Origin of the sequence: Gloeocapsopsis sp. IPPAS B-1203, from assembly GCF_002749975.1 — a bacterium.
GTDB lineage: Bacteria > Cyanobacteriota > Cyanobacteriia > Cyanobacteriales > Chroococcidiopsidaceae > Gloeocapsopsis.
In genome coordinates this window covers 115,138-137,482 of sequence record NZ_PEIG01000010.1, presented here as the reverse complement: position 1 = coordinate 137,482, position 22,345 = coordinate 115,138, and the positions used below count along the sequence as shown (strand labels likewise).

Below are 22,345 nucleotides of genomic sequence, written 5' to 3'. Positions count from 1 at the left end.
AATAGGTAATAGGTAATTGCTAAAGAATATCAAACATGACACTCTATCCTCAAGCACCCTGGACACTTCAAGGTTTTGCAGTCGCAACACTGCATTTGATAGATATTGAACGCGTTCGTTCTTTAATTCCTCAAGAACTAGATATTATTTCTGTGTTTCCTGGCAAAACAATTGGTGGTGTGTACTTGTCTAATTACACTTCTGGTTCAGTACTTCAATACAGCGAATTAATCGTCGTTGCTGCTGCTGTGACTCACTCAGGTAGAGTTGGTGGTTGGGTTTCGCATATCTATGTCGATAATCCTGATTCTGTTGCTGGTGGGCGCGAAATTTGGGCATTACCAAAAAAACTAGCAGAGTTTACCTGGAGTCATAATAGTGTCAGTGTGCGACAAAGCAACCGCCCTCTATGTTCTTTGAACTACAATCCCTTATTCAGCATCGGCTGGAAACCGCGCTTAGGTGCTTCCAGTTTCAGTCATAAGAATTCTGAACTATTAAGCTTTGCATTTGAGGTAGAGGCACAATTTGGGTTAGTTAATGCGCAATTATCAGTACCTACCGCTAGTCCCTTTACTGATTTAATTACAGGGCAACCTTGGTTAGCAATTTCTGCAACACAGATGCGGTTAACAGTTGACGCACCAAAAGTATTGACAAGACGTTAATGCAGATCTAAACACTATTTCGCTGCAAGTTACGATTTGAGTGTACCTGATAAATACTTATAGGAGTTTTTATGAGTGCGATCGCAGCTAAACGCTTCACGCTAGAAGAATATCATCGCCTCGCCGAACTTGGATTCTTTCAAGACAACCGAGTTGAACTCATTAGAGGAGAAATTTTTCAAATGTCGGCTAAAGGTACATCTCACTCCGTTTGTAGCACTCGCTTATATCGAGAGTTATTCAAGTTAGTAGGAGACAACGCTACTTTAAGAGGACAAGAACCGATTATTTTACTGAGAGATAGCGAACCTGAGCCAGATTTAACAATTGCGCGCAATCGTTCTGATGACTACTTGTCTGGTCATCCGACTTCAATTGATATCTTGCTTGTGATTGAAGTTGCTGATTCTACTTTGAAATATGACCAAGAAGTTAAGTTGCCACTTTATGCAGAAGCAAATATATCTGATTACTGGATATTTAATTTACCAGCTAATTGCTTAGAATGCTATAGCGAACCATATCAAGATTTACAAAATAAATTTGGGTATCGACAAAAACTCATTTTCTTGCCAAATGAGTCTGTTAAACTACCCCATTTTTCAGATTTAGCACTTGATTTATCTAAAATTTTTCCTAATTAAAAGAATTGACTTAATTTCTAACCCAAAGAGCTATTCCGCCACCACGACCACGAGCAGCAATAAAATCTTCATTCACTAAGAAAAAAGCAAAAAAAGGAAGCTTAGCGATTGGTTGTTCATTAAAACTACTTGCCATAGTTTTACTCCGAAATTTACCATCATAAATAGCTCGATTAAATAAGCACACTTGCATCCGATTGAAATCAAATGCAAGCAAATTTTTCTTACTAAAATACTTAGCAGAACCTGTTAGTTTAAATCGTAGTGAACCTAATTGAATCTGGTTGCTGATCAATAGTTTATCCTCACGAGAAAAAGAAATTTGTGCAGGCGCAAATTGAGGTACATACAAGCCTTTACCTAAAGCTTTACCATTTTGAAGGTGTGTACGAGGAGCCGTAAACCAAAGTCTCCAATCACCTATGAGCGACTCTAATGGATATGTAATACGTTGCTGTTTAGCTGTTGTTTCTGCTTGCAACAGCGCTAAAATTACAGATGATGCTGAGGGGCGATCGCGTTTTTTCCTCACAGCATCAGTCAAAGTAGTCATGAAATCAGGTATTTCAGTAGCTGCTAAATCCGTACTCATCAGGCTAACCTTTACGTTATTGTTTACAGCAATACATTAAGCTCGATAAAAAGCTTTTCTCAAGAAAATTTATGCCATCCTCAAGTATCCTCTAAAATTCAACTTAGAATATTAGGCGATCGCATAGATATAAAGCAAATGCAGCGACAAAGAACATTTTCAGGAACTACATGGGAAACAAAAGCTGGCTACTGTCGAGCTATCCGCGTCGGTAATCACATTTATGTATCAGGTACTGCGCCAGTCGATGAGCAAGGTGGTGTATTTGCCCCCAATGATGCTTATGCCCAAACTAAGCGCTGTTTAGATATTATTCAGAAAGCTTTACAAAATTTAGGCGCAGGTTTACAAACCGTTGTCCGTACTCGCGTATATGTTACTGACATAAAACGCTGGACTGAATATGCGCAAGCTCATCAAGAATGCTTTGGAGAACATCCACCGGCAAATACTATGATAGAAATTCAAGCACTCGTTGATCCTGCAATGTTAGTAGAAGTTGAAGTCGAAGCAGTTTGCGAAGACTAATTATTAAAATCGTAGTATGTAATTTAGTAAACTACAGAGAATTATTAGATTAGCTACACTGTAACTAAGCTAAATACAAATAAAAGCTAAGGAGCTATCTAACATATGCTGGCTTTTTTGCTGGTTGTAGGGGCAATGGGATTAGCGATCGCCTACGTTCTTTGGAGCGAGAACAACTTAAGGCGTGGTGGCGCTTAATTAATATATTCATTTATTCTGCTTGCTAAGTGCAAATCTAGACGAAAAATTACGGCTTTCTACCTAATGACAGAAGCACAACAAGAGTTACAATAGATATAAATAGAGAAGGATAAATCGTTCATCTTTCACTGTGAAAGACGGAAGTAGGGTTTCCCGAAGGAACGCGCCTCATTCGACACCACAAACACATGGAAGAGGCGAAAAATGAACAATAAATCTACTGGTATTCAAAATCAAGACCCACGCGTTGCTGCTCAAGCCCGTCTCTTGATGAGCGAACGTCGTCATAGACAGCAAAACCGTCAGCAATCTATGCTACAACGTGCGGGAATTGAAGAAATCACCGACGCGTAATTTCAATAGTAAATCATAGTCGAGAGGTGTGTTGTAATGAAAAATGCATTGCAGCGCTTTCAAAATGCAGCGGAAGCTCATCGTGTTAATATCCAAAAAAGTTTAGAGCATCGTCTGCAAGTTGCTCGTACTAACGGTGACGAAAAGCTAATTCGGCAGTTGGAAGCAGAAAAAAGCTACTACAACTAGATTCAAAGTATATACCTATCCTGCTCATTAGATAGGATTAGCCAAAGCTCAAGTTTTGATATCAAAACGAGCTTTTGGCTTTTTTGTTAGGGCGTATGCAAAAGTATGAACAGGCAAACTGCACAAACGCGCAAGTAGCTTCCTTTAGTAATTACGCCCTGCCATTACCCCACCGTCAATATTCCAAGTAGCACCAGTTACCCAAGAGGCTCGATCGCTAAGCAAGAAAGTCACAACTTCCGCAACGTCGGTTGGTTGCCCGATACGCCCAATCGGATGAAAGTTGTTGAAGCCCTGTAGTGTAGTGTGAATTGCTTCTGACTCAATAAATGAGCCATAGATTGGAGTTTCGACGACTGCGGGAGCAACCGCATTGACACGAACTTGGTTTTGAGCAAGTTCCATAGCTAAGTGTTGCGTGAGTGCGTGTAAACCCGCTTTTGCCATTGAGTAAGCAGATGAGGGAGTAGCTCGTACAGCCTGGTATGCCCACATAGAACCAATATTGACAATTGCACCACCTTGCCCTTGTTGAACCATATTGCGAACAACCTGCTGTGTAGCAAAGAAGGTTCCGTGATTGATGTCGAGGTAGCGATCGTATTCTGCTTCGGAATGATCGAGAAAGGATTTTGGCTGAAAAACACCCGCAGAATTTACAAGATAACGTAGATGAGGCAATTTACGAGCAATATGTTCAACTAATCGAGATGTATCGCGGCGATCGCTGATATCTGCCTGCCACACCTGCACATCGCCAATCTGCTGTAGTTCAGATGCTGTTGCCTGGAGTTTATCAGAATTACGCCCTACGATAGTTACGGTTGAACCCTGAGCTAAAAGAATTTTGGCAACAGCCTGTCCGATACCACTACTTCCGCCAATAACCAGTGCTTGTTTATGCTTAAACTCTTGATACATGGGTAGCTTACCTAAGATTGTTAAGTGAATGCAACTATGCAAGCATATTAAGCAACTCAAACAGAGCAGGGAAGTAAGTACTTTCTGGTGAAGTAGTTACTTTTCAGTAACAATTGAGGCAAGACATAGGGAAACTTGGATTGTCTGCGATGGCTAAAGCTCAATTTGGGAAAACGGCTTCAGTAGCAGCGATGGTAGAGTATATTATTGGCTGTAAGTGGTCAATCCGCATCTTGACCTTGATTCATCAAGGAATAGATCGTCCTGGAGCCATCACACGCTCTCTTGATGGACTCACAACCAAGGTACAGAATGATTGCCTGAACAAAATGGTCAGCTTTGGTATTTTAGAAAAGATTTCTTATCCAGAAGTACCGCCGCGCGTTCACTACAAGTTAACCAACTTCGGACAACGCTTTGTCAATATTTTGGACGCAGTTGCCGAATTACAGCGTGAATTAGATACTGGTGCTAAGCTTAATTAAAGCTCAACCTAGCTTATTCGGAAGGTTTTGGGAGAGACTCCTACATACTGTCGAAACCATTTTCCTAAATGGCTATGGCTACTAAAGCCGCATCTCAAAGCAATCTGCATAATTGGTAAGTCTGTAGTTTTGAGTAAGTGCTTGGCGTGTTCTATACGTTGCTGAAGGACGTATTGATAGGGTGACACTCCTGTTGATTGCTTAAAGCACCGACTAAAATGAAACTGGCTAAGTCCTAATAACTCAGCTAAATCAGATAGTTGAATATTGTCTGCTAAACGATCGCTGATGTAATCTGTGACTTGAAAAAGCTGGCGATCGCTTAAATGCTTGATAGAATTGCTCATCCAATCGCAAACCGCAATATGTGGTTGTCTTGCTGCATAATTTCTGAGCAAATGCACGCTTAATACATTCGTTAGCGATTCGACGTAAAGTCCTGCTATCCCTCCAGTGCGCAGTTCACTCAGAAGCATCATCCCAATTTGTTCAATTTGTGGATTGCGAACTCGGAATTCTGACAAGATTTTTACCTGTTTGTCGAACGTAGTTTGTGCAACTTGTTGCAGGAACTCAGCCTTGAGTCGAATTCGTAAGTAACGATCTTCCTCGTTCCATTGATACACAAGTAAAGATCCAGCAGGAGCGATCGCAATATCTCCTTTAATGCAGAGACTAGTATAACGGCGATCGCCAATTGCTTGCGATAAACGCGACGGACGACAATTCATTGATATACAAAGCGTATGTTCGGTTAAACTTTGATAGCTCTCTTCGCCTGGAGGTTGGTGAAACTCTTCAACCAAAATATTCTGCCAACCATACGCTCTACTCGAATAAATTGGAGGCTGTAGCCCGTTTTTTTGTGGATTTGTCACGGATGGTTGCATTAAAGAACCCACTCTACACACTTGAGTTAAGAAAATTTTAGAGTGACAACTGCTTGAGATGCAAAAATTACCGCAAGAATCTAATAGTTACGCAAGGTTTGAGTAGTTCAGAACAATTAATTTTTCTTAAATTTAAGCCGTGAACCAGCGTGACGCAAAGAGACACAGCAATGGATAGTCAAGTGTGGAAATCGAATGTGACAATAGAAATCCGAGAATTTCTCAAACTCGCCGTTCCGTTAGCTAGTGCTCAAGTAGCGATCGCCTCTGTTGGTTTTGTAGATACCATCATGATGGGGCATTTAGGAGCAGAAAGCTTGGCAGCAGGTGGCTTAGCATCGACAACTTTCCAGCTTTTGCTCAATACAACAAGTGGTATTGTTATGGCAGTAAGTCCTCTTGTTGCTGAAGCTTACGGATCAGATCGAAAAACGCAAATCACGCAAATCGCACGTCAAGGACTCTGGTTATCGCTGTTTCTCAGTATCCCCATGATGTTTGCGATCGCACAGTTAGATACTGTCATGCTCTTACTTGGACAACGGGTAGCAATTGTTACACTTACAGTGCAATATTTCGATTTCATCCTGTGGGGATTTTTTCCGGCTTTAGGCTTTGCGATGCTTAGAGGATATGTTTCAGCACTTTCTCAAGCTCAAATAGTGACAGTAATTGTTATTATCGGAACGCTATTCAACATAATAGGCAATTACATTCTGGGATTTGGGAAGTTTGGTTTTCCCCGCATGGAGTTGGCAGGCTTGGGGTTGGCAAGTGGATTGAGTTTTTGGTTGATGTTTCTGATGTTCTTGGTATATACCCTCAATCACCCGCAACTAAAAGAGTACCAGTTCTTACGAAAGCTACATCGCCTGAAACCACAAATCTTAAAGCGATTAATAGAAATTGGAACTGCGATCGCAGTCACGATTGCCTTAGAGTACGGGTTATTTGCGGTTGTCACATTTTTGATGGGCATTTTGGGAACTGAAGTATTAGCAGCACATCAAACGGTTTACCAAACGATGTACTTAATTTTCATGGTTCCATTAGGAATGTCTTATGCTGTTACTGCGCGTGTTGGTCAGTGGTTGGGGCAACAAGACTTTAAAAGTGCGCGACGAGCAGGATATGTCAGTATTACTGTTGCGGCAATATTCATGATTGTGACAGCGATCGCATTAGTGATATATCGTCAGCAAGTGATTGGGATTTATTTGGATATTGATAATCCAGCAAATGTTAACGTGCTAACTTTAGCCGTACCCATGCTGATCATTTCAGCCGTGGCTCAACTTTTGGATGGCGTACAACGGGTTGCTATGGGTGCATTATATGGACTGCAAGATACTCGTATCCCAATGCTATTGAGTGGATTAGCATTTTGGGGTGTGGGATTAACCAGTGGTTATTTACTAGGGTTTCCCTTAGGGTTGGGAGGTGTTGGATTGTGGACAGGACAATCAATTGGAGTTGCACTCGCTGGAGTAATTTTTGTGTGGCGTTTTCATCGGCTAACTGCTTTTTGTGATGTTGGTTACAATCAATGCGATCGCCTACCACCTGATCTATAAAAACACACGAGCAATAAATATTTCAAGCCCTCAGTTATTTGTGTCAATGAAGTTAACTCAAAACTCATGTAACGCTCATGATGTTTTAGACTGAGATCGACGCATATCTGGTCACAATGAAGGGAACAAGCGATGCGACTGTCTCAGATGCTTTTTGTTACATTACGGGAAGATCCAGCTGAAGCGGAAATTCCTAGCCATAAACTTTTACTGCGTGCAGGTTATATTCGTCGCATCGGTAGCGGTATCTACGCTTATTTACCTTTAATGTGGCGAGTACTGCAAAAAGTTTCCCAAATCGTGCGCGAAGAAATGAATGCGATCGGCGCACAAGAATGTCTATTACCACAAGTACAACCTGCGGAATTGTGGCGCGAATCTGGACGTTGGGATACTTACACGCAAGCTGAGGGTATCATGTTTGCGCTTAAAGATCGACAAGAGCGCGAACTAGGTTTAGGACCAACACATGAAGAAGTTATTACACATATCGCTCGCGATATGATTCGCTCATATCGCCAGTTACCGCAGACGCTTTATCAAATTCAAACTAAGTTTCGCGATGAAATTCGTCCCCGTTTTGGCTTGATGCGCGGACGCGAATTTATTATGAAAGATGCCTATTCTTTCAACGCCAATGAAGAAGAATTGCGACAAACTTATTACGATATGCACCGCGCTTATAGCAATATTCTGCGGCGGAGTGGGTTAGCTTTTCGGGCGGTGGAAGCAGATTCTGGCGCAATTGGTGGTTCTGCTTCGCAAGAATTTATGGTTTTAGCAGAAGCAGGTGAAGATGAGGTTCTTTATACAGAAGATGGAAAGTACGCCGCTAACGTAGAAAAAGCTGTTTCATTACCACCGGATGCTCAAAGTTCACCGTTTACAACTTACGAAAAACGCGAAACACCAGGAACACCAACGATTGAAACAATGTGTAACTTTGTGGGATGTTCTCCTACACAAGTCGTCAAAAATGTTTTATATCAAGTTGTGTTTGATCATGGTTTGACACTACTTGTAATAGTCAGTATTCGAGGCGATCAAGATGTTAATGAAGTGAAGTTGCAAAATGAGATAACCCGCCTAGCACCGCAGTACGGCGGAAAAACCGCGATCGCTTTAACAATACCAGATGCAACAGCGCAACAAAAATGGGCAGCGAAACCTTTACCGCTAGGATATATTGCTCCAGATATTGCAGATGATTACATCCGTGCTGAAAAACAGGTACATCCAAAGTTTCTGCGATTAGTTGATAAAACTGCGGTAGATTTACAAAATTTTGCTACCGGAGCCAACGAATCAGGATATCACGTCGTTGGGGCAAATTGGCAGCAGCAGTTTAAATTACCAGAGAATATTGTCGATGTTCGTAAAGCTAGAATCGGCGATCGCGCGATTCATAACCCCGAACAAACGCTACAAAGCGCGAGAGGTATTGAAATTGGACATATTTTTCAATTAGGGACAAAATACTCAGTAGCGATGGGGGCTACTTATACAAACGAACAAGGCGAAGAAGTTCCTTTAGTAATGGGTTGCTACGGTGTAGGAGTTTCACGGCTTGCCCAAGCTGCTGTTGAGCAATCTTACGACAAAGACGGTATTATTTGGCCTGTGGCGATCGCTCCTTATCACGCAATTGTGACTATTCCTAATATCAACAATGCACAACAAGTAGAAGTTGCCGAAAAATTGTATCAACAATTAAACAACGCAGGCATCGAAACGCTGCTTGACGATCGCAACGAACGCGCCGGAGTCAAGTTTAAAGATGCCGATCTTGTCGGTATTCCTTACCGCATTGTTACAGGGCGATCGCTTGAACAAAGCAAAGTGGAAGTTGTCGAACGCAAAAGCCGCAATTCACAAGAAATTGCCATTGATGCAGTTGTCTCAACGCTCCAGCAGTGGATTAATGATGCAGTTCAGGAAGCAAGCAGTTAGTTAAACTTAGCTAAACTTTGAACAAATTGAACAAGCACGCGGTGCAGTTCAACTTTTATTAAAGATTTCACCATTCATGCTATTTCCTAAATTGTAATTGAAGTTAGACAAGTTTTTGATTTTGGCTTTTTAATCTGTTGCCAAAATTTGGAGAATTAGTATCACTACCCAATTGACTCAATTTGATGTAAGGTGAGCAATGCCTATGTCACGACAAAGAGTGTCATGCATAAGTTGAGTCCAGGAAACTACTCCTGTTATGGAACTGCTAACGATTCTTCTATCTGGGTTACTGGGGTTACTGTCACCTGTAGGAGGTGTCGTCGAGCGTATTGCTGAAAATATCATTCGTTCTCAATTTCAACAGGTAGAACAACTGCGAGTCCGAGTTGACAACGTTCCTACACACCAGTTGCTCCAAGGTAAAGTACAACGAGTCAGAATTGCTGGGCGTTCACTCCAGCTAAAACAAAACATGACGATTGCTGTTTTAGAAGTAGAAACAGACAAAGTTGATTTTGATACTGATAGTTTAAATAGAATCGAACTACAGCAACCTTTGCAAGCTGGGGTGCGAGTAGTGTTAACAGAGCAAGATGTTAACCAAGCATTACAATCTGATGTTTTGACAAGTCGATTACTAAACGTGACCGTTGGCAAAATAGGGAGACGCACGGGACAAAGACAACAATTTAACTTTTCACAGCCCAAGATACAATTCTTAGCAAACCAGCGGTTACGTTTTTATGTAGAACTCACACAAGATAGCGTCGAACCATTACGAATTACTGTAGAGTCAGGGCTGGGTATCGTCTCTGGAAGACAGCTTCAACTGATTGCGCCTACGATATTGGTGAATGAAGAGCAAGTCCCTGAACCAATCTTAAATGCGATCGCTACAAATTTTTCGCAGCAGTTCGATCTGCGCAGTTTACAAAGTGCCGGAATCCAAGCCAGAATTTTACAATTGAATATAAGTCCGCAAAAATTAGAAATTGCGGCTTTTCTCCACCTAGAAACATCTTCTCGTTTATTGAAACAGCTACAGCTTTAATGCAGTCACAGTGTTCATCCTTGACCCCATACCATCCACTTTGAATTTGAATTGTTCGTTGTTCTCCTTACACCACAACTATCCTAATTTTCTGGAGGGTTTTCCCCATGACACAAGAAAGAGCTAAACGTGTTCCTACTGGTGTAATTGCTAGTGTCATAATCGGCGTTTTAGCAGCAGGCGGAACTGGCGCTTGGTGGGCGTTTCGTTCAGCGCAAACTCCCAATTCACAGCAGGCGATTACAACACCCAACTCACCAGCAACAAATCCATCTGTTCAGCCTGGTATCAATCAAACTGCACAAGTTTATTGGTTGAGAGACACAGGAACAAGTCTAGAAGTTGTGCCAAGTGCATTTACCGTTAATAGTGATGAGCCTAATGTAGTAGTCCAGACCGCATTTGAACAACTCTTGGCAGGACCAACAAACAATTCTGTTAGTAGCACAATTCCCCAAGGAACCAAGCTACGTAACGTTAGAGTTCAAAACGATGGGGTACACGTCGATTTGTCTTCAGAGTTTACAAGTGGCGGTGGTAGCGCTTCTATGAGCGGTCGCCTAGCGCAAGTCGTTTACACCGCAACAACCATAGATCCGAATGCTCAAGTGTGGATCGACGTAGAAGGTCAAAAATTAGAGTATCTGGGTGGTGAAGGCGTCATGTTAAATCAACCTCTTACTAGACAAAGCTTCAAAGAGAATTTTCAACTCTAAATTACACTCAAGTAAGTCAACTGAATTAATTCTGGGATAGCTGCTAGCAAGCGTGGGCAGGCAAGATGGCTACCCCACATCTAAATTTAAATTTATAATACTAATCAGGTGACTAACTCCCTCAACTATTGCGAACTAGTATGAGGCTTTTCAATGCAAAAGCTTAATTTGTAAAGATTTTCAAAGAAATACTTAGTACATCTGGCAAATAATTGTTCTATTGCCAACTACTACCGATTGCGGTTTAACACTTGAAATGAATTAGCTTGTTGTTGAATGCGAGTGGCAAGGCGATTGTAGACTACATTGCACAATTCAAAGATTGTATCGTCTTCTACTCGGTAATAAGCAGAGGTTCCACAACTACGGCGGCTGAGGATTCCAGCTTGCCACATAATTTTTAAATGTTTAGAAACATTGGCTTGACTTGTTTGTGTTGCTTCTACCAATTCTTGCACGCATTTTTCACCGTCACTCAGCAAATGCAGTAGACGCAGGCGCATCGGTTCACTGAGAAGGCTGAAGTAATCAGCTACTTGTTGCACAACTTCTGGCGGCACAGGCTTCGCTGACTTCATCAAAATTAACCTGAAGGAACTGCTAAATTTTAGCAATAATCACTCAATTAGCAATAGAGCGCCCAATTAATCTGGGTTGAGACGCAGTAAAGGCTGTCCGTATTCAACCGGCTCGCCATTTTGCACTAAGATTTCTACTACTTGTCCAGAAACTTCAGTTTCAATTTCATTCATAAGCTTCATTGCCTCAATAATGCAGACAGTTTGACCACTTCTAACGCGATCGCCAACTTCCACAAATGAAGGTTCACCAGGAGCAGGAGAACGATAAAATGTTCCCACCATTGGAGACACCACTTCAACTAATTTCTGATCCTTTGCTGCAGGTGTAGAAGCTTGTCCAGCCACAAATCCACTTGAGGTAGTTTCTGCCCCTCGTGATGGAGTATCTAATCCATTGACTGCCGTGGTAGATGTTGGCGGCGTAGTCGGCGTTGATTCTAAACCTACTACGCCACTTGGTATTGCACCAAGCAGTGATGCATTGCTCATACCAACAGCCTTACGTACCGTTAGTTCAAAATCGTCGCTTTTGAGAGTTAGTTCCGCAATATCTGTTTGAGCGATTGTTAGCAGAAGTTGCCGGAGTTCATTAAAATCAAGTGGCACAGTGTATCTGACCCCATTTACGAGCTTTAAGCTATTCGCTGCGAGCAGTACGTGTTGCTCGTTGTTTATTCCCGACCTAAATAAGTATCGTTACGCGTATCAATTCGGATGCGTTCGCCTTGAGAGATAAACAAAGGCACCATCACCGTTGCACCTGTTTCTAGTGTTGCTGGTTTAGTACCGCCAGTAGCAGTGTCTCCCCGTACTCCTGGATCAGTTTGGACAATTTCTAAAGTGACAGAATTAGGTAATTCTACTTCAAGTACCTGATCGCCCCAACGAACGACATTGACTTCCATGCCATCTTTTATGTACTTGACGCGATCGCCAATTTGATTAGCACTTAATCTGCTTTCTTCATATGTTTCCATATCCATAAAAACGAATTCATCACCGTCTTTATAGGTATGCTGCATCGTGCTTTTTTCTAAATTGGCTTGGGGTACTGTTTCCCCAGCACGGAAGGTTCGCTCTACAACGCTGCCACTTTGAACATTCTTTAGCTTGGTTCGGACAAAGGCAGATCCTTTTCCTGGTTTGACGTGAAGAAATTCCACTACTCGCCAAACAGACCCATCTAACACAATCGTGACACCAGGTCGAAAATCATTACTAGAAATCATGAAGCAATGTGTATATTTGCGCAAGACAATCGGCATTTCATTGTACCTCTACAACGTGGTGCTATAGAAGGGGTTAAATAAAGTATGGAGGAAAATAAAGCTGGGAGGCTAGGAGTTATGAGGGGTGAGGGGTGAGCTATGAAAATTTTTTTAATAAATGCCTCCGGCACCTTTGGAAAGCGAACAATTCAAAACGTGCTAAGGCACCGCTACGCTAACAAAACTCAAAACTAATCACTCGTCCCTTTTATAAAATTTGAATTCTGAAGTGAACTACACTATGGCAAGATTATGAATGAGTTGATACCCAGTCAATTGCAACTATCAGGCAGACAAGCAATGGGTGAAAGGTTGCAACACATCCTTAATAGCCTAATTGCCTAACTTATACCCATGCCGCATTTGAGCTATCTCATGACAAATTTGAACTGCTGGTGGAAAAAAATTCTCACCGTACTATTGCTGGTCGCGATGTTTTTTGGAACAAGTGTTGTCTGGTGGACTTCCCCCAGCAATGCGGCGTTGCCAGCTGGAAATGCCATTACTGATGGTAAAGCTTTACTGCGTTACTCGCTTCCGATTGATAATCAAGCTGTTCGGGATTTGCAAGCCGACTTAGAAGACATTGCTACTCAACTACGAGCAAATCGACGCTGGGGCGCTATTTCCAAAGACGTTTCTCAAGCTTCTCGCATCGTTAACTCACAGAAAGATGAACTACTCAAAAGCATTCCCGATGAGCAACAGCCACAGGCAGAAGCCCTCATTGATGAGCTGCAAGCTGGTATCAACGATTTGCGACAAGCCACTGAGTCAAAGGATAAAGAGCAGATTTGGATAGGGCGGGCTAAAGTTCTCAATTTGGTCAGTACTCTTGAAGAATTGATGGTGCAAGGATTTCCCTATGACGTTCCAGATGAGTATAGTAATTTACCCCAGCTCAAAGGTCGTGCCACAGTGGAGATGGAAACCAACAAAGGCAATTTGACTATTGTTGTAGACGGCTATAGCGCTCCTGTCACCGCAGGAAACTTTGTCGATTTGGTAGAACGAGGCTTTTATAACGGTTTAGAGTTTATTCGAGCAGAAGACTCGTATGTACTACAAACCGGCGATCCACCTGGTTCAGAGCAAGGATTTATTGATCCAGGTACAGGAAAATATCGTAGTATTCCTTTGGAAGTTCTTGTGAAAGGCGATCTTGTTCCTACCTATGGCATTACATTAGAGCAAGCTGGTCGCTATCGTGACGAACCAGTACTACCATTTTCAGCCTATGGTGCAGTTGCGATGGCGCGTCCAGAGTTTGATAATAATGGAGGTTCTTCACAATTTTTCTTCTTTTTGTTTGAGCCTGAACTGACTCCAGCAGGTCGTAATCTATTAGACGGTCGTTATGCTGTGTTTGGTTACTTAACGGAAGGAAAAGAAGTGCTAGAACAGCTTAAAGAAGGAGATAAAATTGTTTCTGCCAAAGTGGTTAGCGGTGTAGAACATTTAGTTCAACCGCAATAATCCTTCTATCGGCTAAACCCTCACCCCTGGTTAATGGAATTACGTTTATCCAACAAGATTGAAGCGATTTTGTATCTCAAAGGTCAGCCACTATCGATCGCCCAACTGGCAGAATATGCAGGATGCGATCGCCACACTCTTGAGGAAGGACTGATTGAACTTATTGATGACTATGCACATCGTAATAGCGCTTTAGAAGTTGTAGAAACTGTATCAGGTACTTATAGCCTACAACTCAAGTCAAATTTTCAAGAATTGGTGCAAACACTTATTCCGGTAGAACTTGGGGTAGGGGCTTTACGAACTTTAGCGGCGATCGCCCTGCGTAGTCCAATGACACAAACTGAACTTGTCAACCTCCGTGGTTCTGGAGCATATCAACACGTCCAAGAACTTGTAGAACAGGGCTTTGTCCGCAAACGCCGTCCCTTAGACAGTCGCTCATTCTTGCTGGATGTGACTGATAAGTTTTATCAATATTTTCAATTAGAGCAACTTCCTCAGCTACTCAGTAACAGCGATAATGAGCAGGAAGCGGACGTGCAAGAACAAGTAAATTAAACTGAATTTGGAAGGTGATTCAGACTATTTATCATGAATTCACCAACAAAGTTTTATTCCCCCTTAACAATCAGGTTAAATAACATAAACTCATCAAATATCACCACTTGCTACTGATTCCTATTCTGGTAGCAGCGGACGCAATACAACCGCTTTTTGGAACGCTGTCTGCAACTTATACTATGCAGATATACATAAAGATTCCTTTTAATACTCTTAACTAGGATGTGTACGGACAAATTCTATTGAACACTTTATAGATTAGGTGGAGGTCATATGATTACCGATATTGTCGAGATGGACCAAACGAAGCTGCGGGGACAGGTAGTTGTACTCGGCTCTGGGATCGCGGGTGCCGAAGTAGCAACGCACCTTGCGCGTCATGGTCAAGAGGTGGTGCTCGTGGAAAGTGGGCGCGAGCAATTTGATCCATCGATCCAGGCATTGAATGATGTCATCTTTCTTGGTAAACGCCATCGCGAACTGGATCCAGACTCTTACTACCATCGATACTTGCCACCTGAGCTACGTGGAGTCAGTCGCGTACGTCAGTTTGGTGGCACGAGTAACGTCTGGACAGGTAAGTGGAAATACTTGCAGCCCTTAGATTTTGAGGGTAGACCCTGGGTTACTAATAGTGGCTGGCCAATACATTTTGCTGATCTCTTGGAACACTACCGTTCGGCGGCAAAAGATTACGGCTTCGGTGATTTAGAAGCAGAAGCTGTACGACCCGAAATTATGGAACTTCGAGCCAAGCTCGCCGCAGGTGGTTTGAAAATGAGCAGCTTTTATTGGGAGCAGACCCCCACGCGCACGGCGATCCGCTTTGGTGACGAGATGCGCCGCTCAAAAAACTTGCACGTCGTGTTGGGCGCAACCGCAACAGAATTAAGACTCAACGATTCCTGTCAACGCGTAACCGCAGTCGTTTGCCGCTCACTCGAAGGTCGAGAACTCATTGTCGAAGGCGACGTAATCATTATTGCAACTGGGGCGTTTGAAGCCGCACGTCTCCTACTAGCCTCAAACCGTCAAATTCCTAGTGGAATCGGCAATGCACATGACCTCGTTGGTCGCTTTTATACTGACCATCCTAAGCACCACACCGGAACACTACAGCCAGGTCCTTTAACTCGACAATATGCCTACGAGCTGCAATACGCCCCAAAACCACGTTTCTGTATATGCTTTGCGCTTGACGACGCAACCCAGCGAGAGCAAGAGCTGCTTGAGCATGTCTTGTACCTGAAACCAATCTACGAGAAGTCAAAACGCCTGTGGCGAACTTTGCGGTTCCGTCCTGCTTGCCGAGACGGTAATGGCTCTGTCGCCACCTACCGAGTTAAGTTTGTGACTGAGCAGGTTCCCCATGAGAGCAGTCGCATTAAGCTGGGAACGGAATGCGACGCACTAGGTCAACGAAAGCTGGAGGTCGATTGGTGCTTCACCGACCAGGATCAGCGTTCGATGGCGAAAACGCTGCAACTTTTGACGCAACGGTTTGCGGAAGTTGGACTTGGAACCTTTGACTTCGGAGACGATCCGCCGAGTTTGGAGACTATGACCGACGCAGCCCATCAAATGGGTACCACTCGTATGGCCAGTCGCCCCGAAGAGGGTGTCGTTGACACAGATTGTCGAGTGTTCGGTACCGATAATCTCTATGTGGCTAGTTCGGCAGTGTTTCCGACTGGTCCGTCGTACTCACCTACCTTCACAATCTTGGCACTTGCGCGCCGCCTCGGTCAACATCTGCTCCAGACCTCGAAAGTCTTACAAATTTAGCAATAGAATGTAGTATTAGCAAGTATTACAGTGATTTTGAGCCGGATCAAGACAAGATTGAAACTATATTAAAACTATCAAGTTTAGAATGTGTTTCAGACTTGCTGATTTTGTATTAATATTGACAACTCAAGCTCGTAGCGATTAACAAATAATCCAATCTACAATATCGTGCATCCTCTCTGCCTTGGAAAAGCAAATCGTTCGTAGTGCAGCACTTGGGTAATCATGGTCTCTCTCAATGATGTAATATCACTCGCTGCTCAAAACTACTCTAAGGCAAGAGGTGCCATCTATTACAATGAGTTAAATTAGAATCAGCACAGCTAAACTGAACTGCCCATGGTATTTGATCCTGACTTTCTCAGTGATGATCCTCAAGAAGAGTCGCAAGCAAATCCACTACTAAACTACCTGCAGCGTCAATCACCGGAGATGTTAGCTCATGTAGCTCGTTCTGTTAGTCCCGAGATTAAGGAGATCATTTCTCAAAATGTTCAAGGGCTAGTCGGAATGCTTCCTTCTGAAAATTTTAACGTGAAAATCTCTACAGATCGGGACAATCTAGCCGGTCTTTTGGCATCAGCAATGATGACAGGCTATTTTCTCCGCCAAATGGAACAGCGCATGCATCTTGATGATTTAGCTGACTCTGTGCCTTTACCAGGCGATTCCACAGGAGGACAGTAGGCAGCAAAAGTTGTTAGGTGATGGCAAATACTGCGGTGGCTTGAACTTACAGTTAACCTAGTTCCTCGACAGGAAAAGCTTCTGGGGCTACCCGAAAAGTTTCAACTTTGCCATTACGGTTAACTTCTATGTTAAGTAGAGCACCAACCTCACTAGATTCAACGCGTTCTTGAACCTCAGATGCTTTGCGAATGCGTCTACCATCGATTCTTTGAATGATATCGCCTTCGCGTAAACCAGCACGGTGTGAGGGAGATCTTCTAATGACGCGCACAATCAATACACCCTGCTCTTGCTGGATGTTTAGGCTTGTTTCTTGATTGATATCTTCCTTTGTTGCAGGGGTAAGGTCAACCATTTGAATTCCCAAAAAAGGATGATCGACGCTACCTTTTGTAAAAAGTTTGTTAGCAATTCTTGCCGCCGTATCAATAGGGATGGCAAAACCTAGTCCTTGAGCATCCGAGCGAATCGCAGTGTTTACACCAATTACTTCACCCTCGGCGTTTAATAGCGGACCCCCAGAGTTACCAGGATTAATTGCTGCGTCAGTTTGAATAAAGTTAACTCGTTTATCAGGTACGCCTACTTGAGCGCTAGAGCGGTCTGTCGCACTAATGATACCAACAGTCACGGTGTTATCTAATCCTAAGGGATTGCCAATGGCGATCGCCCATTGTCCTGGAGATAAGTTACGCGAATTTCCCAATTTGACTGCTGGTAAGTTGTTAGCTTGAATTTTGACAACAGCAACATCTGTGATCGCATCCGTTCCTACAACTTTACCCTCGAAACTGCGACCATCTTTGAGGGTCACTTGTACTGTGTTCGTTTCCGCAACCACATGAGCATTGGTTAACACGCGTCCATCTTGACTCAGAATAAATCCCGAACCAGTACCGCGTTCTATTCTTTCTTCCGGCATTTCTTGTTCTGAGCCGAAAAATCTCCGTAACAAGGGATTATTGAACGCTTGGGGAAGTCGGTTAGTCACCGTGCGCGTGGCATTAATCCGTACAACGGCAGGTCCTACTTTTTCTACTGCTGAGGCGATAAAGTTGCGATCGCTGTTTCCACTCGTGCCTGTTGAGGTTTCAGGCATCAGAAGTTGCTCTGATAAGGGTGGCACAATCACAGGTACTGTACTTAACTCTTTTGACGAACGACTGTACATTGAGAAATACTGACTACCCCACCAACCAGCACCACCTCCAATCGCCAACAAGATCAGCGCAGTGGTCAAACTCTTTAACGATAAACTCATACTCCTTCCGCCTATACACAGCAAGTAGATGCTAACTTCTAAGTTTAGTCAAGATGAGAGGCAAGATCAGCTGTCGGCAACTAGTAAAAAGATGATAGATACTAAGTAATGTACTTTTATGCACTACAACTTTATTCTGTACGAGCGCACGCTGCAATCAGCGCACTGACCTTGCACCTAGTATGGCAATAGTCCATATGATTAAGTCACTCCAAATGCTTAGAGCCATTGTCTTGTCAAGTTTGCGCTCATCGGCATGCTACTTCCTACAACGGAGGACTCCGCACGCAACTTTCCGCTGCCTCAATCTTGCTAACCCTAACTCTGACCTCTGACCCTTGCCCCCTGCCATATCATGACTTTACGCTATTGGACATTTTTTTCGGCACTACCTCTAGGCTTATTGCTCTTGAGCATGCAAGTAAATTCTGCACTTGGTAATGATGACTTAGTTACAGATCAAGGATGTCCTGCACCAGCGCTATCGCGGCTCACTCGTCATAAAGTCGCTCCAGGTGAAACCTTGGAATCTATTGCACAAAAATATAATGTTATTCCCGCTACTCTGCTGGGGATGAACCCTGCACTTCGCGCAGCACAAGTTACCGTTGGTAGTGAAGTTCTAGTTCCTCCTTTCAATGGTATTCGGGTAGAAGTTCCACCCAGCCAATCCTGGCAGCAAATTGCTACAAAATACAAAGTTCGAGCTGATGTTTTGTTTGAGGCTAATGGTTGTCAACCAGTATCGCAATTTGTATTTATTCCTGGTGTCAATTGGTCGCCTGAGGCTCCTAGCACTAGTGCAAGTAGTCAATTTACAAAGTATCCTTTGCCTGCCAAAGCTACAGTAGCAATCGGGTATGGTTGGCAGATTAACCCGAATACAGGTCAAGTTTTCTTTCACAGTGGGGTAGATTTGTTAGCACCCACCGGAACATCAGTACAAGCTGTTGGCGCCGGAACTGTAGCTTTTGCCGGAGAACAAGGTAGTTATGGTAATCTCGTCGTCATTAATCACCAAGAAGGACGCCAAACTCGCTACGCCCACCTACAAAAAGTCAGCGTAACGACAGGTCAAACAGTGCCACCTGGGCAAGTGCTGGGAACTGTTGGAATAACAGGGGAGCCTACATCCACGGAGCCTCATTTGCATTTTGAAGTTCGTTATAACTCCTCACTTGGTTGGGTTGCAGAAGAACCTACGTTGTAACTTAAGTATCAATAACCCAATTTTTACTTGACGAAAAATATAACTCTATACTATAACAATATTGTTTGTTGCTATGTAACAAAAGCAACAATGTTGCTTTTGTTTGTCAAACTATTCAGAGAGTATAAAAGCTTGTGAAAGTAAGAAAAGTCTCATAATTTTTGAGAAAAAAACTGTTAAACTCTACGTGTTAGTTTGGGTATAGTTAGATTATATTTGCTGGGAAATAAATGCGTGCGACGGTACTCATACAGATTCAAATGAGCAAGTCGATATGAAAATAGCCTTCGTTGTCTTAGGCTTTCCTGAGTTATCACAAACATTTATCCTTAATCAAATCACTGGGTTGATTGATCGCGGTCATTCAGTTGATATCTATGCCCTCAAAGGTTCAGAAGTAGAAACTTCTAAAGTCCACCCAGATGTCGAAAAATATCAACTTTTAGCAAGAACGTGTTACTACTCTGTTCCCAATTTACCTAAAAATATCTTGTGGCGATTTGCGAAGGGATTTTGGTTACTCTCGGCTAAGCTATACAAAAATCCTCAGATTTGGTTGCGATCGCTCAACATTTTTCAGCACAGTAATGCAATGTCCTTGCGACCGTTATATAAAGTTATCCCGCTTCTAGAAAAACCTAATCACTACGATATTATCCATTGCCAATTTGGTTTGTGTGGGCTGCAAGCAATGTCGCTACGAAAATTTGGCTTGCTGCAAGGTAAATTAGTTGTTGCTTTTCGAGGGTTTGATATTAGTGAATTTATTCAGCAGCATGGCGATGGAGTCTATCACGAATTATTTACAGAGGGTGATTTTTTCTTAACAAACTGCGATTATTTCCGACAGCGTTTACTGAAACTTGGTTGTGCAGAAGATAAAGTTATCGTGCATCGCTCAGGCTTAGACTGTCAGCGATTTATTTTTAATCCTGCTAAAGTAGACTCTCAGCCTGTAATTCAGATCGTGACAAGTGGACGCCTAGTTGAAAAAAAAGGTATTGAATACGCTATTCGCGCTGTAGCAAAAGTTGCAAAAAATCAGCCACGTATTGAATATAAAATTATTGGTGATGGACCTCTCAAGCAAGCATTACAGCAACTAATTGAAGAATTAAATGTAAGTGACACAATACGGTTATTGGGATGGAAAGATCAACAAGAAATTATTGGGATCTTGAAAAAATCTCATATTTTTATCGCTCCAAGTGTGACTGCTAAAAGTGGCGATCAAGATGCTCCAGTAAATGTTCTCAAAGAAGCAATGGCAATTGGGCTACCTGTGATATCAACATATCATGGCGGAATTCCTGAACTCATTCAAGATAATGTATCGGGGTTTTTAGTCCCAGAACGTGATGCGGATGCGATCGCCGAAAAAATAAGCTATCTTTTGAACAATCCCCAAATTTGGGTTCCTATTACACAAACAGCTCGCCTTCAGGTAGAAGAAAATTATGATTTGCATAAACTTAATGATGAGCTTGTAGATATTTATCAACAATTACTGACGCAAGGTTCCGTGCGTATGAGTTCTCAAAAAGTGGTTAAGAATGCATCTGTGACTTACTAAGTTACACAGTACAGTTCACTCATGCCAGTATCTTTTTTTACAGAGACTGCGCTAAACTTTACAAATATATACAATCATCTGAAACGACAAGTAAAGAAGGGAGCTATCAGCAATGTCAAAACCACAAGTCACAATTGTTGTCTCACCGCGAGAGCGTTTTAGCTGCGCGCAAGCATCATTAGAAAGCATTTACGAACACACGCGAACACCATTCAATTTGATATACGTTGATGGAGGTTCGCCAGCAAAAATCAAGCGTTATCTAGAAAAACAAGCAATTGAAAAGCAATTTCAACTGATTCGCACTGAACACTATCTCTCCCCAAATAAAGCAAGAAACTTGGGACTAGCGCAGGTGAACAGTGAATACGTGGTTTTTATTGATAACGATGTTGTTGTTACCCCAGGTTGGTTGCAACAATTGGTAAAGTGTGCTGAAGAAACAAAAGCCACCGTCGTAAGTCCGCTGATTTGTCAAGGTGAGCCAGTGCATGAAGAAGTACACTGCGCTGGTGGTGAATCGAGAGTCAAAATAGAAACTTCATGCGATCGCACTCGTCGCCGAATAGTGGAAAAAATCTACAAGCAAGGGCGCAAAGTTGCAGATGTCCTACCGCAACTCCAAAGACATCAAACAGGACTTGCAGAGTTCCATTGCATGATGGTTCGTACAGAAATTTTTGAACAGATTGGGATGCTCGATGAAGCTATTTTAAATACTAAGGAACACGTAGATTTCTGCATGACAGTTATGGAAACTGGCGGTAGCGTTTATCTAGAACCAGAATCCATTGTTACCTACGTACCAGGACCGCCACTAGAATTGACTGATATGCCTTTCTATATGTTACGTTGGAGCGATGCTTGGGAACTTACTAGCCTACATCGCTTGCGTGATAAATGGAACCTTACTGAAGATGAGTATTTCAAAAATCGGTATAACGGTTTAGGCTGGCGGAGAAAAACGACTATTATCAAACCTTTGAGTCGCAAGATTAGCAAAACAATCTTAAGGCGTCAAAGCAAGAAAGTTGAGGATTTGCTAGTGAGTGTGGATAAAGCACTCAATAAATATCTTACTAATCGCTACGCTCGTAAACAGTTACAAATGCAACCCAGCCAAACGCCACAACTACAGCAATCTCCAACAACAGTTTGAAGCCACGAT

The 22,345-nt window shown here is 42.7% G+C and carries 24 protein-coding genes and 1 riboswitch; of the genes, 17 read left to right on the top strand and 7 right to left on the bottom strand.

The features are described 5' to 3' along the window. Positions 1-35: 35 nt before the first annotated feature. Positions 36-668 carry an acetoacetate decarboxylase family protein gene (locus CSQ79_RS18080; RefSeq protein WP_099702552.1) on the top strand — a complete coding sequence of 211 codons (633 nt, stop codon included), beginning with the start codon at positions 36-38 and terminating at the stop codon, positions 666-668. Between the two features lie 71 nt (positions 669-739). Next, positions 740-1,312: a Uma2 family endonuclease gene (locus tag CSQ79_RS18075; RefSeq protein WP_099702551.1), complete on the top strand. Its 573-nt coding sequence runs from the start codon at positions 740-742 to the stop codon at positions 1,310-1,312. 10 nt (positions 1,313-1,322) lie between these two features. Here the strand turns inward: CSQ79_RS18075 and CSQ79_RS18070 are convergent, their stop codons facing one another. Further along, positions 1,323-1,904 carry a hypothetical protein gene (locus CSQ79_RS18070; RefSeq protein WP_099702550.1) on the bottom strand — a complete coding sequence of 194 codons (582 nt, stop codon included), beginning with the start codon at positions 1,902-1,904 and terminating at the stop codon, positions 1,323-1,325. A gap of 138 nt (positions 1,905-2,042) precedes the next feature. Here CSQ79_RS18070 and CSQ79_RS18065 point away from each other — a divergent pair, with 138 nt between their 5' ends. From CSQ79_RS18065 to pirA, 3 genes are all read left to right on the top strand, one after another. Then, positions 2,043-2,432, top strand: coding sequence for a RidA family protein (locus CSQ79_RS18065; protein WP_099702549.1), 390 nt, complete (start codon positions 2,043-2,045; stop codon positions 2,430-2,432). Positions 2,433-2,746: 314 nt separating this feature from the next. Next, positions 2,747-2,801, top strand: a riboswitch (Glutamine riboswitch). Between the two features lie 36 nt (positions 2,802-2,837). Next, the gene (locus CSQ79_RS28040; protein WP_289501285.1) at positions 2,838-2,987 is read left to right on the top strand and encodes a hypothetical protein; all 150 of its coding nucleotides are present in this window, start codon (positions 2,838-2,840) and stop codon (positions 2,985-2,987) included. A gap of 36 nt (positions 2,988-3,023) precedes the next feature. Further along, positions 3,024-3,176 (top strand): arginine synthesis PII-interacting regulator PirA, encoded by a 153-nt coding sequence (gene pirA, locus CSQ79_RS28035; RefSeq protein ID WP_289501284.1) that lies wholly within the window; start codon positions 3,024-3,026, stop codon positions 3,174-3,176. A 144-nt stretch (positions 3,177-3,320) separates the two neighbouring features. On the opposite strand, the gene CSQ79_RS18060 is transcribed toward pirA, so the two are convergent. Further along, positions 3,321-4,097, bottom strand: coding sequence for an SDR family NAD(P)-dependent oxidoreductase (locus tag CSQ79_RS18060; protein ID WP_099702548.1), 777 nt, complete (start codon positions 4,095-4,097; stop codon positions 3,321-3,323). 149 nt (positions 4,098-4,246) lie between these two features. Here CSQ79_RS18060 and CSQ79_RS18055 point away from each other — a divergent pair, with 149 nt between their 5' ends. Beyond that, positions 4,247-4,582, top strand: a complete 336-nt coding sequence (locus tag CSQ79_RS18055; protein ID WP_289501283.1) for a winged helix-turn-helix transcriptional regulator — start codon at positions 4,247-4,249, stop codon at positions 4,580-4,582. 8 nt (positions 4,583-4,590) lie between these two features. Here CSQ79_RS18055 and CSQ79_RS18050 read toward each other — a convergent pair whose 3' ends face one another. After that, a complete protein-coding gene (locus CSQ79_RS18050; protein WP_099702547.1) occupies positions 4,591-5,472 on the bottom strand; it encodes an AraC family transcriptional regulator in 882 nt (293 codons plus the stop codon). Positions 5,473-5,642: 170 nt separating this feature from the next. On the opposite strand from CSQ79_RS18050, the gene CSQ79_RS18045 reads away from it, so the two are divergent. The 4 genes from CSQ79_RS18045 to CSQ79_RS18030 all read left to right on the top strand — a co-directional run bounded on the left by CSQ79_RS18045 (position 5,643) and on the right by CSQ79_RS18030 (position 10,766). After that, positions 5,643-7,046 (top strand): MATE family efflux transporter, encoded by a 1,404-nt coding sequence (locus CSQ79_RS18045; RefSeq protein ID WP_099702546.1) that lies wholly within the window; start codon positions 5,643-5,645, stop codon positions 7,044-7,046. 132 nt (positions 7,047-7,178) lie between these two features. Further along, positions 7,179-8,996, top strand: coding sequence for a proline--tRNA ligase (locus CSQ79_RS18040; RefSeq protein ID WP_099702545.1), 1,818 nt, complete (start codon positions 7,179-7,181; stop codon positions 8,994-8,996). A gap of 259 nt (positions 8,997-9,255) precedes the next feature. Beyond that, entirely contained in the window at positions 9,256-10,050 is a 795-nt protein-coding gene (locus CSQ79_RS18035; RefSeq protein ID WP_099702544.1) for an LmeA family phospholipid-binding protein, read from the top strand. A gap of 107 nt (positions 10,051-10,157) precedes the next feature. Next, the gene (locus tag CSQ79_RS18030; protein ID WP_099702543.1) at positions 10,158-10,766 is read left to right on the top strand and encodes a GerMN domain-containing protein; all 609 of its coding nucleotides are present in this window, start codon (positions 10,158-10,160) and stop codon (positions 10,764-10,766) included. A 230-nt stretch (positions 10,767-10,996) separates the two neighbouring features. Here the strand turns inward: CSQ79_RS18030 and CSQ79_RS18025 are convergent, their stop codons facing one another. From CSQ79_RS18025 to efp, 3 genes are all read right to left on the bottom strand, one after another. After that, positions 10,997-11,344, bottom strand: coding sequence for an ArsR/SmtB family transcription factor (locus CSQ79_RS18025; RefSeq protein ID WP_099702542.1), 348 nt, complete (start codon positions 11,342-11,344; stop codon positions 10,997-10,999). 66 nt (positions 11,345-11,410) lie between these two features. Continuing rightward, positions 11,411-11,953 (bottom strand): acetyl-CoA carboxylase biotin carboxyl carrier protein, encoded by a 543-nt coding sequence (gene accB, locus CSQ79_RS18020; RefSeq protein WP_099702541.1) that lies wholly within the window; start codon positions 11,951-11,953, stop codon positions 11,411-11,413. A 65-nt stretch (positions 11,954-12,018) separates the two neighbouring features. Next, a complete protein-coding gene (gene efp, locus CSQ79_RS18015) occupies positions 12,019-12,576 on the bottom strand; it encodes an elongation factor P (protein WP_099702540.1) in 558 nt (185 codons plus the stop codon). A 414-nt stretch (positions 12,577-12,990) separates the two neighbouring features. Here efp and CSQ79_RS18010 point away from each other — a divergent pair, with 414 nt between their 5' ends. The 4 genes from CSQ79_RS18010 to CSQ79_RS17995 all read left to right on the top strand — a co-directional run bounded on the left by CSQ79_RS18010 (position 12,991) and on the right by CSQ79_RS17995 (position 17,130). Next, a complete protein-coding gene (locus tag CSQ79_RS18010; RefSeq protein ID WP_289501282.1) occupies positions 12,991-14,091 on the top strand; it encodes a peptidylprolyl isomerase in 1,101 nt (366 codons plus the stop codon). A 33-nt stretch (positions 14,092-14,124) separates the two neighbouring features. Next, positions 14,125-14,652 carry an SMC-Scp complex subunit ScpB gene (scpB, locus tag CSQ79_RS18005; protein ID WP_099702538.1) on the top strand — a complete coding sequence of 176 codons (528 nt, stop codon included), beginning with the start codon at positions 14,125-14,127 and terminating at the stop codon, positions 14,650-14,652. Positions 14,653-14,928: 276 nt separating this feature from the next. Continuing rightward, positions 14,929-16,440, top strand: a complete 1,512-nt coding sequence (locus CSQ79_RS18000; protein ID WP_099702537.1) for a GMC oxidoreductase — start codon at positions 14,929-14,931, stop codon at positions 16,438-16,440. A 342-nt stretch (positions 16,441-16,782) separates the two neighbouring features. Then, a complete protein-coding gene (locus CSQ79_RS17995) occupies positions 16,783-17,130 on the top strand; it encodes a DUF760 domain-containing protein (protein WP_099702536.1) in 348 nt (115 codons plus the stop codon). A gap of 52 nt (positions 17,131-17,182) precedes the next feature. Here the strand turns inward: CSQ79_RS17995 and CSQ79_RS17990 are convergent, their stop codons facing one another. After that, a complete protein-coding gene (locus CSQ79_RS17990; RefSeq protein WP_099702535.1) occupies positions 17,183-18,394 on the bottom strand; it encodes an HhoA/HhoB/HtrA family serine endopeptidase in 1,212 nt (403 codons plus the stop codon). A gap of 355 nt (positions 18,395-18,749) precedes the next feature. On the opposite strand from CSQ79_RS17990, the gene CSQ79_RS17985 reads away from it, so the two are divergent. From CSQ79_RS17985 to CSQ79_RS17975, 3 genes are all read left to right on the top strand, one after another. Next, complete coding sequence (locus CSQ79_RS17985; RefSeq protein WP_289501281.1) at positions 18,750-19,604, top strand: peptidoglycan DD-metalloendopeptidase family protein; 855 nt, start codon at positions 18,750-18,752, stop codon at positions 19,602-19,604. A gap of 274 nt (positions 19,605-19,878) precedes the next feature. Next, entirely contained in the window at positions 19,879-21,177 is a 1,299-nt protein-coding gene (locus CSQ79_RS17980) for a glycosyltransferase (protein WP_099702534.1), read from the top strand. A 112-nt stretch (positions 21,178-21,289) separates the two neighbouring features. Then, entirely contained in the window at positions 21,290-22,336 is a 1,047-nt protein-coding gene (locus CSQ79_RS17975) for a glycosyltransferase family 2 protein (protein WP_099702533.1), read from the top strand. Positions 22,337-22,345 lie beyond the last annotated feature (9 nt).

Excerpts from the sequence above, each read along its gene's own strand:
- CSQ79_RS18080 (WP_099702552.1), top strand. The coding sequence starts at position 36 with ATGACACTCTATCCTCAAGCACCCTGGACACTTCAAGGTTTTGCAGTC.
- CSQ79_RS18075 (WP_099702551.1), top strand. The coding sequence starts at position 740 with ATGAGTGCGATCGCAGCTAAACGCTTCACGCTAGAAGAATATCATCGC.
- CSQ79_RS18070 (WP_099702550.1), bottom strand. The coding sequence starts at position 1,904 with ATGAGTACGGATTTAGCAGCTACTGAAATACCTGATTTCATGACTACT.
- CSQ79_RS18065 (WP_099702549.1), top strand. The coding sequence starts at position 2,043 with ATGCAGCGACAAAGAACATTTTCAGGAACTACATGGGAAACAAAAGCT.
- CSQ79_RS28040 (WP_289501285.1), top strand. The coding sequence starts at position 2,838 with ATGAACAATAAATCTACTGGTATTCAAAATCAAGACCCACGCGTTGCT.
- pirA (WP_289501284.1), top strand. The coding sequence starts at position 3,024 with ATGAAAAATGCATTGCAGCGCTTTCAAAATGCAGCGGAAGCTCATCGT.
- CSQ79_RS18060 (WP_099702548.1), bottom strand. The coding sequence starts at position 4,097 with ATGTATCAAGAGTTTAAGCATAAACAAGCACTGGTTATTGGCGGAAGT.
- CSQ79_RS18055 (WP_289501283.1), top strand. The coding sequence starts at position 4,247 with ATGGCTAAAGCTCAATTTGGGAAAACGGCTTCAGTAGCAGCGATGGTA.
- CSQ79_RS18050 (WP_099702547.1), bottom strand. The coding sequence starts at position 5,472 with ATGCAACCATCCGTGACAAATCCACAAAAAAACGGGCTACAGCCTCCA.
- CSQ79_RS18045 (WP_099702546.1), top strand. The coding sequence starts at position 5,643 with ATGGATAGTCAAGTGTGGAAATCGAATGTGACAATAGAAATCCGAGAA.
- CSQ79_RS18040 (WP_099702545.1), top strand. The coding sequence starts at position 7,179 with ATGCGACTGTCTCAGATGCTTTTTGTTACATTACGGGAAGATCCAGCT.
- CSQ79_RS18035 (WP_099702544.1), top strand. The coding sequence starts at position 9,256 with ATGGAACTGCTAACGATTCTTCTATCTGGGTTACTGGGGTTACTGTCA.
- CSQ79_RS18030 (WP_099702543.1), top strand. The coding sequence starts at position 10,158 with ATGACACAAGAAAGAGCTAAACGTGTTCCTACTGGTGTAATTGCTAGT.
- CSQ79_RS18025 (WP_099702542.1), bottom strand. The coding sequence starts at position 11,344 with ATGAAGTCAGCGAAGCCTGTGCCGCCAGAAGTTGTGCAACAAGTAGCT.
- efp (WP_099702540.1), bottom strand. The coding sequence starts at position 12,576 with ATGATTTCTAGTAATGATTTTCGACCTGGTGTCACGATTGTGTTAGAT.
- CSQ79_RS18010 (WP_289501282.1), top strand. The coding sequence starts at position 12,991 with ATGACAAATTTGAACTGCTGGTGGAAAAAAATTCTCACCGTACTATTG.
- scpB (WP_099702538.1), top strand. The coding sequence starts at position 14,125 with ATGGAATTACGTTTATCCAACAAGATTGAAGCGATTTTGTATCTCAAA.
- CSQ79_RS18000 (WP_099702537.1), top strand. The coding sequence starts at position 14,929 with ATGATTACCGATATTGTCGAGATGGACCAAACGAAGCTGCGGGGACAG.
- CSQ79_RS17995 (WP_099702536.1), top strand. The coding sequence starts at position 16,783 with ATGGTATTTGATCCTGACTTTCTCAGTGATGATCCTCAAGAAGAGTCG.
- CSQ79_RS17990 (WP_099702535.1), bottom strand. The coding sequence starts at position 18,394 with ATGAGTTTATCGTTAAAGAGTTTGACCACTGCGCTGATCTTGTTGGCG.
- CSQ79_RS17985 (WP_289501281.1), top strand. The coding sequence starts at position 18,750 with ATGACTTTACGCTATTGGACATTTTTTTCGGCACTACCTCTAGGCTTA.
- CSQ79_RS17980 (WP_099702534.1), top strand. The coding sequence starts at position 19,879 with ATGAAAATAGCCTTCGTTGTCTTAGGCTTTCCTGAGTTATCACAAACA.
- CSQ79_RS17975 (WP_099702533.1), top strand. The coding sequence starts at position 21,290 with ATGTCAAAACCACAAGTCACAATTGTTGTCTCACCGCGAGAGCGTTTT.